We start from the raw sequence: 16,067 nt of genomic DNA on the forward strand, positions 1-16,067 counted from the left end.
CCTACCGAAGGGTGGGAGCCGATCGCATCGGCGATCCCGCGGCAGCGGGCACCCTCGCGAACACCACCAACCGAAGCGGGCAGCCGCCACTCGCATCGAGTGACGGTTCACCCGCGCCATGCGACAGTCCGCACATGCGCACCTTCATCTTGCTCGTCATCGGCAGCTTCGTAGGCACCGCCCAGGCGAACGCGATCGACCTCGCGCGTCCCGACGCCACGCTGCGCGTCGCGACGACCAACGCGACGCTCGACCCCACGATCCGCAAGACCGCCACCGGCGAGCCTCTCGTCGCCGCCACCTTCAACCCGTCACCCAGCCCCGCGCTGACGCTCACGCCGGCGCAGGGCGCCTGGCACTGGCCCGCGAACGGCACGATGCGTCTGCGCGTGCAGAACGGCATGCCGTGGCCCGTGACGCTGACGATCGACGTCGCATCCGACGACAAACACCTCACGGCGACCGTCGGCCTGCCACCGGGCCCGCCGCAGACGCTGTCGCTTCCGCTGCACGCCACCTCGCCGCGCGCCTTCGGCATGCACGCCGGTCCGCCGATGCCATTCGACGACGGCACCACCCGGCGCCTCGTCGCCACCAACGTCGACGGCGCCATCGACGCGAACGCGATCACGCGCGTGACGTTCTCCATGCCGCAGCCCGGCGCGCCGCAGACGCTGCTCTTCGGCACGCTCGACGACATCGCGGGCGACGACGATCTGCGCCGCGCATATACCGGCATCGTCGACCGCTACGGTCAGTTCACCCGCGCGACCTGGCCGGAGAAGATCGCCGACGACGCCGCATTGAAACAGCGTGCGAACGCGGCGTCCGCCGCGACACCCGCGGCGAATCTCGATCGCTATGGCGGCCGCACCGACCTTCCCGCCATGCAGGCGACCGGCTGGTTCCGCACCCAGAAGCAGGGCGATCGCTGGTGGCTCGTGACCCCCGAAGGCCATGCCTTCTTCTCACTCGGCGTCAACGCCGTGAACCTCACCGACGGACGCACGTACGTGCAGGGCCGCGAGTTCATGTTCACCGCGCCGCCGAAAGCGGGCGCCCCGCATACCGGTAGTGCAGACAGCCGCAGCGACCAGGGCTCGCAACGCGACATCGGCATGAACCACGGCCTGTGGTGGGACATCTATGCCGCCAACGTCGCCCGTTCCCTCGGCGACGATGCGAACGCCGCGTGGCGTCGGCGCACGGTCGACCGCCTGAAGCGCTGGCGCTTCAACACGCTCGGCAACTGGAGCGATCCCGCGTTCGCCGGCGACCACCGCATCGCGTACACCGTGCCCATCCTGATCGTCGGCAGCTACAACACCGTCGCCACCGGCTTCGATTACTGGGGCCGCATGCCCGATCCCTTCGATCCGAAGTTCGCCGCGGCGACCGACGCCGCCGTGGCGAAGGCGACGAAGGGCGTGCGCGACGATCCCTGGCTGCTCGGCTACTTCGCCGACAACGAACTCGCGTGGGCGGGGCAGGGGCCGCAAGGCCGCTGGGCGCTGGCGGCCGGAAGCCTCGCGCAGGGTCCGGAAAGCCCCGCGAAACAGGCCTTCCTCGCTTACCTGAAGAAAACCCATGGCGACGCGGCCGCCTTCGCGAAGGCGTGGGGCGTCGCGGTCACGTCGTGGGATCAGGTCGCGGCGAGCGGGTTCAAGGCGCCGGATCCGAACGAAGCACACCCGGCGATCGCGGCCGACGACATCGCCTTCCTGAAGCTCTACGCAGGGAAGTACTTCGAGACGGTCGCGACGTCACTGAAGAAGGCCGATCCGCATCACCTCTTTCTCGGCGGACGCCTCGCCGTGCGCACGCCCGAAGTGGAGGAAGCGAGCGCTCGGTATGCCGACGTCACCAGCATCAACACGTACACCGACGTGCCCGAACATGGCTTCGACATCGCCGCGTTCCGCCGCTACGACAAGCCCGCGATGATCACCGAGTTCCACTTCGGCTCGTCGGATCGCGGCCCGTTCGGCAACGGCGTCGCCGCGGTGGCCAGTGAAGAGGAGCGCGGCAAGGCCTATGCGCGCTTCGTCGATGCCGCCATGGCGTCGGGCATCCTCGTCGGCACGCACTGGTTCCAGTACGTCGATCAGCCGGTGACGGGGCGTGTGCTGGACGGCGAGAACGCGCACATCGGGCTGGTCGGCATCACCGACATTCCGTTCGAGGGTTTCACGCGCTCCGTGACCGACACCAACGCCCGCGCGGGCGGTGGGTCAGGCGGCGGCCGATAGGCGAAGGCCGCCTTTGTCGCCGCGGGACATGTCCCGACCCAACGCGAACGCGATGGGCTCGGCGATGCCGACGATCGTGCTGATCGCGACGTTCTGGTTCACGGCGTAACTCATGGAAAACGCGATGCTGAAGTGCGTCGCGGCGAACTTGATCTTGCGGGCCATGGCGAGTCACCTCAATACGAATGACTCTCATTATGGGGTCGGCGTCCCCCGAGTCCAATGGTTCTTCCGAATGGTGCCGATAGTCCGGCGCTATCGGTGCAGCGCGGTGCCGCCGATCATGGCCACCACCATCACCAGGGCCACCACCATGCAGGCGCTGGTCGGCTTCACGCGGCGGGCGTCGACGCGCGGCACGAGCCGCCAGATCAGCCAGACGCCGGCGAGCATGTCCAGCACCAGCGCGGCGCGCATCCAGGGCAGGGCGAAGACGGACTGGCCCACGGCCTGCCCATGCTGCGCGGCGATCACCAGACCGCCCGTGAGCACCGCCAGCAGCATCCACAGCAGGCTGGCCAGGTAGACACGGTTAAACACCACGGGCACCCGTTCGAGCCAGCGCAGGGCGAACCAGCCGATGACGGCGGGGACGACGGCGGCGGCGCTCGAATAGATCACCCACCAGATCGCGGCGGAAAGCAGGGTCAGGAGGGTCTGGGTCACGTCGGGTCGTTCAGTAGGACGGGCCGAACCGGCCGAGGGCCTTGCTCATCAGCCACGCGGGGCCGATCAGCAGGTACTGGAGGTCGGTGAGGAAGGAGGGCCGGCGGCCTTCGATCCGGTGCCCGATGAATTGCCCGATCCACGCCACCACGAACACCACGATGGCCAGCCAGAGCAGGCCGCCGCTGCCGATGGAGCGATAGAGCATGTCGGTGAACAGCGCCAGCACGATGAACGCCCCGGCCATGGCCAGGCCGATGCGCCGCGACAGGCGGAAATAGTAGAAGCAGAAGGCCAGGAACATGGCGAGCACGGCCCAGAACCCGGGCCGGCCGAGCCAGCCGGGCACGGGGATCAGCCAGACGAAGGCGACCACCGTCCAGGTGATCGCCGGCACGCAGATCCAGTGGATCAGGCGATTGGTGGCGTTCTGGTGGTCGCGGCTGTAGTTGCCGAACCAGGTGGCTGCGTCGCGCATGGCTTCCCCTCCGTGCTGCCTTCGTTCCGCCAAGCTTAGTCCAGTCGGATGCCGGCCAGCTTGTCGAGCGCCTCGGCGTACTTCTCGGCGGTGCCGCCGATGACGTCGGCGGGCACCTTCGGCGCGGGCGGCGTCTTGTTCCAGCCGATCTGCTCCAGGTAATCGCGGACGAACTGCTTGTCGTAGCTGGGCGGGCTGATGCCCACCTGGTAGTCGTCGGCGGGCCAGAACCGTGAGGAATCCGGGGTGAGCATCTCGTCCATGATGTGCAGCACGCCGTTCTCGTCCGTGCCGAATTCGAACTTGGTGTCCGCAACGATGATGCCGCGCTTCGCCGCGTATTCCGCCGCGAAGCGGTAGATCTCGAGCGTGGCGTCGCGCACGGCGTTCGCCAGATCGGCGCCCACGGCCGCCACCACGCTGTCGAAGCTCACGTTCTCGTCGTGGTCGCCCACGGCCGCCTTCGTCGACGGCGTGAAGATCGGCTCCGGCAGCTTTTCCGCCTGCTGCAGACCGGGCGGCAGCGTGATGCCGCAGAGCGCGCCGGTGGCCTGGTAGTCCTTCCAGCCCGAACCGATGAGGTAGCCGCGCGCGATGGCTTCCACCGGCACCGGCTTGAGACGTTTCGTGATCACGGCGCGCTTCGCGTACAGCGCCGGGTCGACGCCCGCGGGAAGCACCAAGGCCACGTCCTCGCCCGTCAGATGGTTCGGGATGATGTGCTTCGTCTTGTCGAACCAGAAGTTGGAGATCTGCGTCAGCATCTCGCCCTTGCCCGGAATCGGATCGGGCAGCACCACGTCGAACGCCGACAGCCGGTCCGTCGCCACCATCAGCAGGCGGTTGCCGGGCAGGGCGTAGACGTCGCGCACCTTGCCGCGGTGGATGAGCTCCAGGCCCGGCAGGTCGGATTGCGAAAGGGTGGTGGGCACGGCAAAGCTCCGGTGAGGCGGGGAATCCGCCCATTGTAGCGGTGTCGCCGCGAACGGTCGGCGTCCCGCCTACCGAAGGGTGGGAGCCGATCGTATCGGCGATCCCGCGCCAGCGGGCCCAGGCTCACCACCCTGCTAGAATTCCCGATCAACGCCCCCATAGCTCGCCCATGCGCATCCTCACGACCGCGGCAATCGCCCTGGCCCTTTCCGTCCCTGTCCTCGCCGCACCGCCTGCGAAGCCGGCGCGCCTCGGACTGTGCGCGGCCTGCCACGGCGAGGACGGCGTGGCGAAGATCCCCGGCGCGCCCAACCTCGCCGGGCAGAAACTCGACTACCTGCGCGAAGCGCTGCGCCAGTATCGCGACGGCCGCCGCGACATCCCCGTGATGCGCGCGGCGACCGGACCCCTCACCGACGCGGAGCTCGACCAGCTCGCCCAGTGGTACTCCGCCCTGACCCCGCCCCGGGCCGCCCCATGAATTTCACCGCCACACTCATCGGCGCCGTCATCGGCATGTCGGTGACGCACAACCTGCTCGGCGCGCTCGTCGGCGGCATCCTCGGCTTCATGTTCGACGCCAGCCGTCAGCAGCGCCAGCGCACCCCGACCCAGGGCGGCTACGTCGCGCCGCTGTTCGCGTTGATCGGCGCGGTCGCCAAGGCCGACGGCCGCGTGTCCGAAGCCGAGATCGCCATCGCCGAACGGCTCATGGCGCGCATGGGCCTCGACCAGGATGCCCGCCGCGTCGCTATCGAAGCGTTCAACGAAGGCAAGCAGCCCGAATTCGACGCCGCGGCCGTGATCGACGAACTGCGCCAGTGGGTCGGCCACCGTCGCGATCACGCGTTCCCCGTGATCGACGTGGTGATCGAGACGGTGCTCGCCGAAGGCCAGCCGTCCCCGGAGAAGATGGCCATCCTGCGCCAGCTCGCCTTCGCGCTGCGCGTCAGCGACATGGAGCTGATGGCGCTCATGGCGATGAAGGGCTACGCCTGGAACGCCAGCGCCGGTGGCCGCTCCTACGGTGGCGGCCGCGCGAATGGCGGCGGCTACGTGCCCCCGCAGCGCAACCCGCAGGGCCCCGATCCCTACGCCGTGCTCGGCATCCAGCGCGATGCCGACGACCGCGCCATCAAGCGCGCGTACCGCAAGCTCATCTCCGAACACCACCCCGACCGCCTCGGCGATCTGCCCGAAGACATGCGCCGCCGCGCCGAAGCCCGCGCCAGCGAAATCAACGCGGCCTACGAGCGCGTCAAGGCGGAGAGAGGCTTCAAGTAGGAGCGCGCCCTGCGCGCGACAGCTTTTGAGGCCGAGTGCAACAGGGCCCAGGCTCGCGCGCGCGGACGCGCTAATACGAAAGAGGCCGCGGCGACCGATTCGTCCGCGTCGACAGCCGCCCGACGCGTTACCCTTAATGTTCCGCCGCCCGAACCCGGTACCCACCATGGCCAAGCAGTCCCCCGTCATCGCCCCGTCCATCCTCTCCGCCGATTTCGCCCGCCTCGGCGAATCCACGCGCAAGGTGCTCGACGCCGGCGCGCAGTGGGTGCACTTCGACGTGATGGACAACCACTACGTGCCCAACCTCACCATCGGTCCGATGGTGCTCAAGGCATTGCGCGACTTCGGCATCACCGAGCACATCGACGTGCACCTGATGGTCAAGCCGGTGGACCGCATCGTTCCGGACTTCGCGAAGGCGGGCGCCCGCAGCATCAGCTTCCACCCGGAAGCCACCGAACACGTCGACCGCACCATCCAGCTGATCAAGGACGAAGGCTGCGAGGCCGGCCTCGTGTTCAACCCGGCCACGCCGCTCTCGTGGCTCGACTACGTGATGGACAAGATCGACATGGTGCTCATCATGTCGGTGAATCCGGGCTTCGGCGGGCAGAAGTTCATCCCGACCGCGATCGACAAGATCCGCCACGTCCGCGAGCGCATCGACGCCAGCGGCCGCGACATCCGCCTCGAAGTGGATGGCGGCGTGAACGCCGACAACATCGGCCAGATCGCCGCCGCGGGCGCCGACACCTTCGTCGCCGGCTCCGCCATCTTCGGCGCCCCCGACTACGCGGACGTCATCCGCCGCATGCACGCCGCGATCGAAAAGAACTCCTGACGCAGTCTCAAGGCCGCGCGCGGCAGGCCCCGATGCTCTGCCGCCGCCACCCGCCAGCTAAACAAGATTTCACGAGCAAAAAGCAAACTCTGTAGTACTGTAAACTCTGCTCTCGGGTGAGCCCATGGAGGATACGCTGATGAAGTCGTCGTCCGTTCTTGCCTTGCTCCTCGTTCTGGCCACGCCGATGGCGGCCCTCGCCGGACAGCGTCCGCAGCCCTTGCCCGATCAGAAAGACGTCGTCGCGAAATCGCTGATGCCGTGCCCCGGCGGACTCGAGCGCTTCCTCCCGGGCGATTACTACTTCTGCTCCGCGGCTCGCAGCTACTGGAGCGGGCACGAAGGCCTCGCCCGCGAAAGCCTCAAGGATGCCGCGCGCTGGGCCAGCAAGCCCGCGCAGTACGCGCTCGGCGTCATGTACTTCAACGGCGACCACGCGCAGCGCAACCGTCCGCTCGGACTCGCCTGGCTGGCGCTCGCGGCGGAGCGTCACGATCCGTCCTACGAGCCCGCGTTCATCTCCGCCTTCCAGCAGGTCACGCCCGAAGAGCGTGCGCAGGCCAATGCGTACTGGCAGGAGCTGAAGGAAACCTACGCGGACGCCGTCGCCGCTCCCCGCGCGGAGCGCCGCTTCGATCGCGAGTACCAGCAGATCGCCTGGGCCACCAACTTCGGCGGCAGCGTCTTCATCGACGGCGTGACGATCCCCTACGGTTACGGCTTCGCCGAGGACGCACCGTTGCAGAGCGGCTTCTCGCTCGGCCGCCTGCTGCAGAGTCAGAAGGCCATCTACTTCTACGGCTACAACAGCCACGTCTTCGTGGGCGACGCCGAACTCGTACCCATCGGCACCATCGCGGCCCGCACGCCGAAACCCTCCAGCGACTGACCCGGTAGGAGCGCGCCCTGCGCGGGACATCTTCTCGCGAGGAGCCGCCTCCTACCCACCCACGGAAACACGACCACGGGAGAAGGACATCATGTCGGTAAGGCGTATCGCGTTATCCCTGCTCTGCACCGTCTTCGCCGCTGGCGCGATCGCCGGCGAGGCATCTCCCTCGAATCCCAAGGACGTGATCCGCCAGACCGTGCGTTACTGCGCCACCGGCCTCGAGCGGCTCCTCCCGGGTGAATACTATTTCTGCGCCGCGGTCCGCGATTTCGGCAAAGGCCACAACAACCTCGCCGCCGAGCGCCTGCGCGACGCTGCCTACTGGGCCAGCAAACCGGCGCAGTACATCCTGGGCCTCATGTACTACAACGGCGACGAGGGCAGGGTGAACCGTCCGCTCGGCATCGCCTGGCTCGCCATCGCGGCCGAGCGCCACGATCCGACGTACGAAGCAGCCTTCGCCCGCGCGTATCTCGAAAGCACGGCCGAGGAACGCGCCCAGGCGAACGTGTACTGGAAGGATCTGCGCGAAAACTACGCCGACACCAGCGCGGGCGTCCGCGCCCACCGTCGTTACCAGTCGGAGATGCGCATGATCGAGGCCGCCTCGTTCTTCGGCGGCTCCGTCTTCATCGCGGGCCTCACCCCGCCAGGCGACCCGACCGGCCAGTTCGGGGACGGCACCGACACCTCGCGCATCGGCGGTGTCTCGGGCTACTCCGTCGGGAAGATGATCAAGAACGACGCCGACGAGTACTTCCGCGGCATGGTCGGCACGGTGACGGTCGGCGAGGTGCAGCCGGGCTACGTGGCGATCGGCCAGGTGGCAGGTGCGGTCAGGGCGCCGCGGTGACGCGCGACAAAAAGCTCCCCCGGCCAGGCGGCTGGGGGAGTGAAGGGAGGCTCCGTCAGGAGCGTCTCAGGGGGAAAGGGTGACCGGTCAGACCGGCTGCCAGTTCGGGTCGGGTTCCGCCGCCCCGGCGACTGGCGCGCTTCCGTGCGCGCCAGCCGCGCCATGACCTTCCATGGCCGGTTCCACGAAGTCGTCGAAGAGATCCATGAGCTTCCTCCGTCAATGCATGCCGAAGAGCAGGCCAAGAGCCAGGGCGCCAAGGGCGAGGGCCACGCGCAGGGGCTCGAAGTCGCGATCGAGTTCGGTGTTGTCGGCGTCGGGTTTGGTCTTCATGGGTTCTCCTCCGGCGCCGGTCGGTGCGCCGTCATGGACAGTTGAACGCCGATGACGGCGGCAGGAACGTCCCCTGTAGGGCATTCCGCAGACGGTTTATGGCAAATGGATGGCAAAGTTTTCGTGACGTGGCGGACGCGGCCCGGACCCGGCGCGCCACGGGGCGAAACGCGGGCAAATCGGGCACGGGCCTTGCAGATGGGGCGGCCGCATAGCACCCTGCGCGCAGTCCGATCCACTCACCGGAAGCGCCCCATGGCCCGCAGTATCGCCATCGTCGAAGACGAACCCCTGATCCGCGCGAATTACGTCGAGGCGCTGAACCGTTTCGGTTACGAGGCGCGCGGCTATGGATCGCGCGGCGAGGCGTCCAACGCGTTCGCCATGCGCCTGCCCGAGCTGGTGATCATCGACATCGGCCTCGGCGACGAGCCGGAAGGCGGTTTCGACCTGTGCCGCGAGCTGCGCGCGAAGTCGGCCACCTTGCCGATCATCTTCCTCACGGCGCGCGATTCCGATTTCGACGTGATCTCGGGCCTGCGCCTCGGCGCCGACGACTACCTCTCGAAGGACACCAGCCTCCATCAGCTCGCCGCGCGCATCGCGGCGCTGTTCCGTCGCATCGAGTCGCTGAAGACGCCGACGGCGTCGGAGACCGTGATCGAGCACGGGCCGCTGAAGCTGGAATCCGAACGCATGCGCGTGCTGTGGAACGGCATCGAGATCCCGCTCACCGTCACCGAGTTCTGGATGGTGCACACCCTCGTGCGTTTCCCCGGCCACGTGAAGAATCGCGACCAGCTCATGCGCGAAGCGGAGCTCGTGGTCGACGACGCCACGATCACCTCGCACATCAAGCGCATCCGCAAGAAGTTCGTCGCGCTGGCGCCCGATTTCGACGCGATCGAAACCGTGCACGGCGTCGGCTACCGCTGGACCCCGTGACACCCCCGACCATCCTCGGTAGGAGCGCGCCCTGCGCGCGACATCTTCTGGAGCCGTGCGCGACAGGTCCTGCGGCTCTTCGCGAGAAGCTGTCGCGCGCAGGGCGCGCTCCTACGGGTTCCCCATGACCCTCCGCCAGAAACTCCTCCTCGTCGCCCTCTGCACGCTGGCCCTCCCGGTCGCCGGCTGGCTCTACGTGCGCCAGATGGAAACGCTCCTGCGCGAAGGCCAGGCGCAGGCGCTCGTCGCCTCCGCGCGCGCGATGGCCCGCAGCCTCGTCGTGGTCGACGCGCCGCTGCCGCCCGCGGGCCCCGCGTGGTACGTGCAGCGCACCGCCGTCCCCATCGCCGTCGACGGCTACGGCGACGACCTGGCCGCGCTCAGCCCCTGGGCGCAGACCTTCGGTCGCAACGCGCGGGTGATCCTCGCGGAGGACGACCACTGGCTCTATTTCTTCATCGACGTCCGGGCGCCGCAGCGGCACCGCGCCGACGCGACCGACCGCCTCGCGCTCAACGCCGACCACCTGATCGTGGCCATCGGCAGCGGCGACGACGCGCAACGCTATCTGCTCGCCAGCGCGGCGCCCGGCGCCACCACGGCGATCGCACTCGACGCCGAGGCCGGCGTGCTGCCCGACCGCATCAACGCGCAATGGCAGGAAGACGGCAGCGGCTTCCGCGCGGAGTTCCGCCTGCCGCGCGGACTGCGGCTCGACCGCTTCGGCCTCGGCGTCCATGTCATCGCCGATGGCGACCACGAGCCGCTCACCGCGGAAAGTCGCCCGTTGCTCGACTTCTCGCCCGCGCTGTCCCAGGAAATCGCACGCCTCGCGCCCGACGGCGTCCGCGTGCGCGTGCTCTCGGACGGCGCATGGCTGATGGCGCAGAGCGGCAAGCTGCAGCTGCCGGATCTTCCGTACAGCGAACGCCCCGGATGGTTCGCGTCGCTCGTCTACCGCTCGCTGCTCGCCACGCGGCTCGATGCCGACAGCGCCTGGGCCGAAGACGCGCCGCGCATCGATCTGCCCGAGGTGCGCGAGGCCCTGCAAGGCAAACCCGCCACCGCGTGGCGCGCGGGCGAAGCGCGCGGCAGCGTCGTGCTCGCCGCCGCGATGCCGATTCAGATGCGCGGCAAGCTGCACGGCGTGGTGCTGCTCGAACAACCGAGCCGCGCCGTGCCGCTGCTCGCGAACCGCGCGCTGTTCGGCCTGCTGCTGACGAGCTTCGCCGTGCTGCTCGTCGCGGGTGGCGTGCTGCTCCTTTTCGCCACGCGCCTCACCATCCGCCTGCGCCGCCTGCGCAATGCCGCCGAGCGCGCGCAGGACAACGACGGCCGTCTCGACGGCCCGTTCCCGCTCACCGACGCCACCGACGAACTCGGCGACCTGGCGCGCAGCTTCGAGCGATTGTTCGAGGTGGTGGGCGGCTATACGGATTACCTGCGCACGCTCGCGTCGAAGCTCTCGCACGAGCTCAACACGCCGCTCGCGATCGTCAAATCCTCGCTCGACAACCTCGACCACGCCGGCCTGCCCGCCGAAGCCGAGCCCTACCTCGCCCGCGCACGCGACGGCGTGGCGCGCCTCGGAGCGCTGGTTCGCGCCATGAGCGAAGCCAGCCGCATGGAACGCGCGATCGCCGCGGCCGAGGCCGAGGACGTCGACCTCGCGGACATCGTCCGCGGCTGCGCCGAGGGCTACCGCAACCTCACGGGCAACCGGAAGCTCACGGCCGAGATGCCCGCAACACCCGTCTTCATGCATGTCGCGCCCGAGCTCATCGCGCAGGCGCTGGACAAGCTGTTCGACAACGCGCTGTCGTTCACGCCACCCGGCGGCTGGATGCGCATCGCGCTCCGCCCCACGCCCGAAGGCGCCGACATCGAGCTGGCCAACCAGGGTCCGCCGCTGCCCGCCGCCATGCAGGGCCGCCTGTTCGATTCGCTGGTGAGCCTGCGCGACAAGGCCACCCCCGGCGACGCCCCGCACCTGGGCCTGGGCTTGTACGTGGTGCGCCTCGTGGCCGAGCGCCACCAGGGTGTCGCCAGCGCAAGAAATATCGACGACGGCGTGGCTTTCACCCTCCACCTCAAGGGCATGCCCCGCCAGCGGCTGGCGTGAACGCCGCGCTGCGCAGGAGATCGCCGATACGATCGGCTCCCACCCTCCGGTAGCCAGTCCCACCCACCGAAGGGGTAGGAGCCGATCGCATCGGCGATCCCGCGCAGCGGGCACCCTCGCGAAGGACTCACCGACCGAAGGGGTAGGAGCCGATCGCATCGGCGATCCCGCGGCAGCGGGCCAGATCGCCGTTACAATCCCTGATTCACCCCAACACGTCGCCCCCACGACCCCATGATCTCCCGCGAACAGTTCGACGCCTACGCCGCGCAGGGCCACACCCGCATTCCGCTGGTGCGCGAGGTCTTCTCCGACCTCGACACGCCGCTGTCGGTGTACCTCAAGCTCGCCGATGGCCCGTACACATTCCTCTTCGAATCCGTGGAAGGCGGCGCGACCTGGGGACGTCACTCCATCATCGGCCTGCCGGCCCGGCGCGTGTATCGCCTCCGTGGGCACGAGCTCGAAGTGGAGGAGAGCGGCGAAGTGGTCGAACGCCGCCACCTCGACGATCCCCTCGCGGAGATCGAAGCGCTGCGCAAGCAGTACGACGTGCCGAAGCTCCCGGGCCTGCCCGACTTCACCGGCGGACTCGTCGGTTACTTCGGCTTCGAGACCATCGGCTACATCGAAAAGCGCCTCGCCCAGTGGGACAAGCGCGACGAACTCGGCACGCCCGACGTGCTGCTGATGCTCGCCGACGAAGTCGCGGTGTTCGACAACCTCAAGGGCCGCCTGTACCTCATCGTCCACGCCGACCCGTCACGCCCGCAGGCGTACGCCGAAGCCTCGCGCCGCCTCGACGCGCTCGCCTTCCGCCTGCGCCAGGCCGGCGTCTCGTACCCGCAGATGCTCCAGCCAGCCGCGCTCGACGAATCGGATTTCAAATCGTCGTTCACGCGCGAGGAGTACGAGGACGTGGTGCGCAAGGCGCAGGAATACATCCGCGCCGGCGACATCTTCCAGGTGGTGCCGTCGCAGCGCCTGAGCATCGGTTTCAACGCACGCCCCGTCGATGTCTACCGCGCGCTGCGCGCCACGAATCCGTCGCCGTACATGTATTTCATCGACATCGGCGCGACGCAGATCGTCGGTTCGTCGCCGGAGATCCTCGTGCGCCTGAAGAACGGCCGCGTGGTGCTGCGCCCGATCGCCGGCACGCGTCGTCGCGGCAAGGACGACGCCGAGGACATCGCGCTGGAAACCGAGCTGCTCGCCGATCCGAAGGAACGCGCCGAGCACCTCATGCTGATCGACCTCGGGCGCAACGATGTGGGCCGCGTGAGCCAGACGGGCAGCGTGGAGCTCTCGGAATCGTTCGTCGTCGAGCGCTATTCGCACGTGATGCACATCGTGTCGCAGGTGGAAGGCGACATCAAGGACGACCTCAGCTACATGGACGTCATCAAGGCCACGTTCCCCGCCGGCACGGTCAGCGGCGCGCCGAAGATCCGCGCGCTGGAGATCATCCAGGAGCTCGAGCCCTTCAAGCGCAACATCTACGCCGGCGCGATCGGCTGGCTCGGCTGGTGGGGCGACGCGGATACCGCGATCGCCATCCGCACCGCCGTCATCCAGGACGGCCGCCTCCACGTGCAGGCCGGCGGCGGCGTGGTCTACGACTCCGACCCCGGCGCCGAGTGGGAAGAAACCATGAACAAGGGCCGCGCGCTGTTCCGCGCGGTGGCCCAGGCCGCCAAGGGCCTCTGATCATTCGACCGACCCCGTAGGAGCGCGCCCTGCGCGCGACATCTTTTGGGGCCGTGCGCGACAGGTCCTGCGGCGCTTCGCGAGAAGCTGTCGCGCGCAGGGCGCGCTCCTACGAGACCATCGTCCAGACAATCCGGTACAGGCATCGCCAACCATGACCACCCGAACCCTGATCGCCGCCACCTCCCTCGCCGTCCTCGCCGCCACCGCGCAAGCGCGCGAACCGTGGAAGGACGACGTCGCCTCCCGCACGCAGGTGCTGGCGCTGCTGCAGTCGTTCAACGCGGATCTGCTCAGCCATCCCAGCGCGACCCTCACGCTCGAACGCTGGTGCGGTGCCCATGGACTGGCGCCGGAAGCGAAGATCGTCGCGCATCGCATCAAGGGCCAGGACAAGCCGTTGCCGGACGACGCGCGCGAAACGCTCGGGATCGGCAAGGACGAACCGGTGCGTTACCGCCGCGTGCAGCTCGCCTGCGGCGAGCGCGTCCTCTCGGAAGCCGACAACTGGTACGTGCCCGCGCGCCTCACGCCGGAAATGAACCAGATCCTCGACACCACCGACCAGCCGTTCGGCAAGGTCGTCCAGGCGCTGCATTTCCGTCGCCAGACGATCAGCGCGGAGCTGCTGTGGTCCCCGCTGCCTACCGGCTGGGAGATGGACGCGCCGCTGCCGCCCGCACGCGACGCCCGCCTCGCGATCCCGCACGACGTGCTCCGCCATCGCGCGGTGCTCTACACCGAGACCAACCAGCCCTTCAGCCTGGTGGTCGAAACCTACACCGACGAGGTGCTGGCCTTCGGCCGTCGTTGATACCTGCGGGCCGCGCTTCGCAGGAATCGCCGATACGATCGGCTCCCACCCTCCGGTAGCCAGTCCCACCTACCGAAGGGGGTGGGAGCCGATCGCATCGGCGATTTCCCGCGGCAGCGGGCACCCTGGCCGCACCCCACCAACCCGCGTATCCCATCCGGCCGACTTGGCACCCGCGCCGGACCGCCGGAAGCTGTCCCCGACCCCTCCCGGAGCGCGACCCGTGTCCTCGGTGCCGATGCCAAAGCGCAAGCCCCCTGCGCCCGCCTTCCGCGGCGCGAGTGGCTATGCCTCGCTGCTGAGCATCAGCAACGCGCCGAAGCTCGGGCCGCAGCCCAATTCCCTCGACCTTGCGGTCAGCTGCGCCACGCATTGGGTGCGCATGTCCGACGGGCGCCGGCCCGACGCGATGTGGCTCGAAGCCGGCGCGATGATGCAGAAGCTCGTCCCCCGCGCGGAGTGGGTGCGCTACCTGCGCAAGATCCGCCTCGATCGCGGGGCGCTCGTCGGGCGCGAATGGTTCGAAGTCACCCGCGTGCGCGATCCCGCCGGCCTGCCCGCGGGCGATTACCTCAACGTGATCTTCGTCGCGCACTATGCCCGCGCGGTCATCTTCGAAACCGTCTCGCTCGCGCCCGGCAGCGGCGGCTGGCTCCCGGTGGGCTACGTCATTCGCCCGGTGCAACGCGAGATCAGCCTCTCGCAGTAATCGCCCACCGACCTTCGGGGGGGAGCGCGTTCACGCGCGACGGGTGCTCGCGATCCCGTCACAACACGCCATCCAGCGCCCGATAGAACCGCTCCGGCGCCTCGATCATCGGCGAATGCCCCAGCCCGTCCAGCGGCACCAGCGTCGCGCCGGGAATGCGCGACGCGGCCTCCTTGCCGAGCGTCGGATAATCCCCGAGCTTCGCCGCGACATCGGCGGGCGTGCCGTCCTTGCCGATCGCCGTGCGATCCCGCTGCCCGATGATCAACGCCGTCGGCACGCGGATATCGGGAAACTCGTACACGACCGGCTGGGTAAAGATCATGTCGTACGTCAGCGCTCCGGCCCATGCGGACGCCTCACGCCCGTCGCCTTCGTACATCCCCGCCTGCATGAGCGCCCAGCGGTCGTACTCCGGCTTCCACTTGCCGTCGTAGTAGCTCTTCAGCTGATACGCCTTGATGCTCGCGTACGACGTCTTCAGCTCGCTGGCGTACCACGCGTCGACGCTGCGCCAGGGCACGCCCTTAGCCTTCCAGTCCTCAAGCCCGATCGGATCGACGAGCACGAGTTTCTCCACGCCCTGCGGATACATCAGCGCATACCGCGCGCCAAGCATCCCGCCCATCGAATGCGCGACCACCGTCGCCTTGCCGACGCCGAGGCTCGCCAGCAGGTCGTGCGTGTTCGCCGCGAGCTGGTGAAAGCTGTACTGATACCCGCGCGGCTTCGACGATTTGCAGAAGCCCACCTGATCGGGGATCACCACGCGGAAGCCCTTCGCACGCAGGTGTTCGGCCGTCGCCGCCCAATACGGCCCGCAGAAATTCTTTCCATGCAGAAGCACCGCCGTCCGGCCGTTCGGGTGTTCCGGCTTCAGGTCCATGTACGCCATCTCCAGCGCCTGCCCCTGACTCTTCACCGGGAACATCGACACAGGATAGGGATATTCGGCACGTTCGAGCCGCGCGCCGAGGGCTTCGGCCTTCGGAGCGTCGTCGGCGAGGGCGGGCAGGGTGGCGGCGAGGAGCAGGGCGGTGACGAGTGGGCGAAGCATCGGAAGTCTCCGGTGAGGCATCGGTGCAGGCTACCGCAAGGCCTGCAACGTTCCGTCACGTAGGAATCGCCGATACGATCGGCTCCCACCCTCCGGTAGCCAATCCGACCTACCGAAGGGTGGGAGCCGATCGCATCGGCGATCCCGCGCAGCGGGCAAGCTCGCCCCACCGACGCGG

General features: G+C 68.6%; 16 protein-coding genes. 11 read left to right on the forward strand and 5 right to left on the reverse strand.

Translation table 11 applies throughout. The annotated features are described in order from the left end of the window. Positions 1–134: 134 nt before the first annotated feature. Positions 135–2,249: a beta-agarase gene (locus BMY69_RS16960; protein ID WP_090180487.1), complete on the forward strand. Its 2,115-nt coding sequence runs from the start codon at positions 135–137 to the stop codon at positions 2,247–2,249. Here the strand turns inward: BMY69_RS16960 and BMY69_RS16965 are convergent. The 4 genes from BMY69_RS16965 to BMY69_RS16980 form a co-directional block, all read right to left on the reverse strand. Beyond that, a complete protein-coding gene (locus tag BMY69_RS16965) occupies positions 2,232–2,414 on the reverse strand; it encodes a DUF2061 domain-containing protein (protein WP_090055440.1) in 183 nt (60 codons plus the stop codon). The genes BMY69_RS16960 and BMY69_RS16965 overlap by 18 nt on opposite strands. A 90-nt stretch (positions 2,415–2,504) precedes the next feature. Then, on the reverse strand, positions 2,505–2,915 hold the full coding sequence (locus tag BMY69_RS16970) for a hypothetical protein (protein ID WP_090055437.1): 411 nt from the start codon (positions 2,913–2,915) through the stop codon (positions 2,505–2,507). 10 nt (positions 2,916–2,925) lie between these two features. Beyond that, positions 2,926–3,393, reverse strand: a complete 468-nt coding sequence (locus tag BMY69_RS16975) for an Mpo1 family 2-hydroxy fatty acid dioxygenase (RefSeq protein WP_090180490.1) — start codon at positions 3,391–3,393, stop codon at positions 2,926–2,928. A 35-nt stretch (positions 3,394–3,428) separates the two neighbouring features. Continuing rightward, positions 3,429–4,325, reverse strand: a complete 897-nt coding sequence (locus BMY69_RS16980; protein ID WP_090180493.1) for a phosphoribosylaminoimidazolesuccinocarboxamide synthase — start codon at positions 4,323–4,325, stop codon at positions 3,429–3,431. Between the two features lie 170 nt (positions 4,326–4,495). On the opposite strand from BMY69_RS16980, the gene BMY69_RS16985 reads away from it, so the two are divergent. The 10 genes from BMY69_RS16985 (at position 4,496) to BMY69_RS17030 (ending at position 14,832) form a co-directional block, all read left to right on the forward strand. Continuing rightward, complete coding sequence (locus BMY69_RS16985; protein ID WP_090055427.1) at positions 4,496–4,807, forward strand: c-type cytochrome; 312 nt, start codon at positions 4,496–4,498, stop codon at positions 4,805–4,807. Next, on the forward strand, positions 4,804–5,610 hold the full coding sequence (gene djlA / locus BMY69_RS16990) for a co-chaperone DjlA (protein ID WP_090055424.1): 807 nt from the start codon (positions 4,804–4,806) through the stop codon (positions 5,608–5,610). The genes BMY69_RS16985 and djlA overlap by 4 nt, the downstream gene beginning before the upstream one ends. A gap of 166 nt (positions 5,611–5,776) precedes the next feature. Next, positions 5,777–6,454, forward strand: a complete 678-nt coding sequence (rpe, locus tag BMY69_RS16995) for a ribulose-phosphate 3-epimerase (protein ID WP_090180495.1) — start codon at positions 5,777–5,779, stop codon at positions 6,452–6,454. Positions 6,455–6,593: 139 nt separating this feature from the next. Continuing rightward, positions 6,594–7,343: a hypothetical protein gene (locus tag BMY69_RS17000; RefSeq protein WP_090180498.1), complete on the forward strand. Its 750-nt coding sequence runs from the start codon at positions 6,594–6,596 to the stop codon at positions 7,341–7,343. 91 nt (positions 7,344–7,434) lie between these two features. Beyond that, on the forward strand, positions 7,435–8,199 hold the full coding sequence (locus BMY69_RS17005; protein WP_090180501.1) for an SEL1-like repeat protein: 765 nt from the start codon (positions 7,435–7,437) through the stop codon (positions 8,197–8,199). A 588-nt stretch (positions 8,200–8,787) separates the two neighbouring features. Then, positions 8,788–9,477 (forward strand): proteobacterial dedicated sortase system response regulator, encoded by a 690-nt coding sequence (gene pdsR / locus BMY69_RS17010; protein WP_090055412.1) that lies wholly within the window; start codon positions 8,788–8,790, stop codon positions 9,475–9,477. A gap of 124 nt (positions 9,478–9,601) precedes the next feature. Further along, complete coding sequence (locus BMY69_RS17015; protein ID WP_090180504.1) at positions 9,602–11,599, forward strand: ATP-binding protein; 1,998 nt, start codon at positions 9,602–9,604, stop codon at positions 11,597–11,599. A 234-nt stretch (positions 11,600–11,833) separates the two neighbouring features. Continuing rightward, a complete protein-coding gene (trpE, locus tag BMY69_RS17020) occupies positions 11,834–13,309 on the forward strand; it encodes an anthranilate synthase component I (protein WP_090055406.1) in 1,476 nt (491 codons plus the stop codon). Between the two features lie 154 nt (positions 13,310–13,463). Next, entirely contained in the window at positions 13,464–14,123 is a 660-nt protein-coding gene (locus BMY69_RS17025; protein WP_090055403.1) for a UTRA domain-containing protein, read from the forward strand. Between the two features lie 223 nt (positions 14,124–14,346). Next, entirely contained in the window at positions 14,347–14,832 is a 486-nt protein-coding gene (locus tag BMY69_RS17030; RefSeq protein WP_090055400.1) for a DUF4019 domain-containing protein, read from the forward strand. 58 nt (positions 14,833–14,890) lie between these two features. Here the strand turns inward: BMY69_RS17030 and BMY69_RS17035 are convergent, their stop codons facing one another. Next, entirely contained in the window at positions 14,891–15,889 is a 999-nt protein-coding gene (locus BMY69_RS17035) for an alpha/beta fold hydrolase (RefSeq protein ID WP_177191208.1), read from the reverse strand. Positions 15,890–16,067: the final 178 nt, after the last annotated feature.

This window comes from Luteibacter sp. UNC138MFCol5.1 (assembly GCF_900110505.1).
Taxonomy (GTDB): Bacteria; Pseudomonadota; Gammaproteobacteria; order Xanthomonadales; family Rhodanobacteraceae; genus Luteibacter.

Excerpts from the sequence above, each read along its gene's own strand:
- BMY69_RS16960 (WP_090180487.1), top strand. The coding sequence starts at position 135 with ATGCGCACCTTCATCTTGCTCGTCATCGGCAGCTTCGTAGGCACCGCC.
- BMY69_RS16965 (WP_090055440.1), bottom strand. The coding sequence starts at position 2,414 with ATGGCCCGCAAGATCAAGTTCGCCGCGACGCACTTCAGCATCGCGTTT.
- BMY69_RS16975 (WP_090180490.1), bottom strand. The coding sequence starts at position 3,393 with ATGCGCGACGCAGCCACCTGGTTCGGCAACTACAGCCGCGACCACCAG.
- BMY69_RS16985 (WP_090055427.1), top strand. The coding sequence starts at position 4,496 with ATGCGCATCCTCACGACCGCGGCAATCGCCCTGGCCCTTTCCGTCCCT.
- djlA (WP_090055424.1), top strand. The coding sequence starts at position 4,804 with ATGAATTTCACCGCCACACTCATCGGCGCCGTCATCGGCATGTCGGTG.
- rpe (WP_090180495.1), top strand. The coding sequence starts at position 5,777 with ATGGCCAAGCAGTCCCCCGTCATCGCCCCGTCCATCCTCTCCGCCGAT.
- BMY69_RS17000 (WP_090180498.1), top strand. The coding sequence starts at position 6,594 with ATGAAGTCGTCGTCCGTTCTTGCCTTGCTCCTCGTTCTGGCCACGCCG.
- BMY69_RS17005 (WP_090180501.1), top strand. The coding sequence starts at position 7,435 with ATGTCGGTAAGGCGTATCGCGTTATCCCTGCTCTGCACCGTCTTCGCC.
- pdsR (WP_090055412.1), top strand. The coding sequence starts at position 8,788 with ATGGCCCGCAGTATCGCCATCGTCGAAGACGAACCCCTGATCCGCGCG.
- BMY69_RS17015 (WP_090180504.1), top strand. The coding sequence starts at position 9,602 with ATGACCCTCCGCCAGAAACTCCTCCTCGTCGCCCTCTGCACGCTGGCC.
- trpE (WP_090055406.1), top strand. The coding sequence starts at position 11,834 with ATGATCTCCCGCGAACAGTTCGACGCCTACGCCGCGCAGGGCCACACC.
- BMY69_RS17025 (WP_090055403.1), top strand. The coding sequence starts at position 13,464 with ATGACCACCCGAACCCTGATCGCCGCCACCTCCCTCGCCGTCCTCGCC.
- BMY69_RS17035 (WP_177191208.1), bottom strand. The coding sequence starts at position 15,889 with ATGCTTCGCCCACTCGTCACCGCCCTGCTCCTCGCCGCCACCCTGCCC.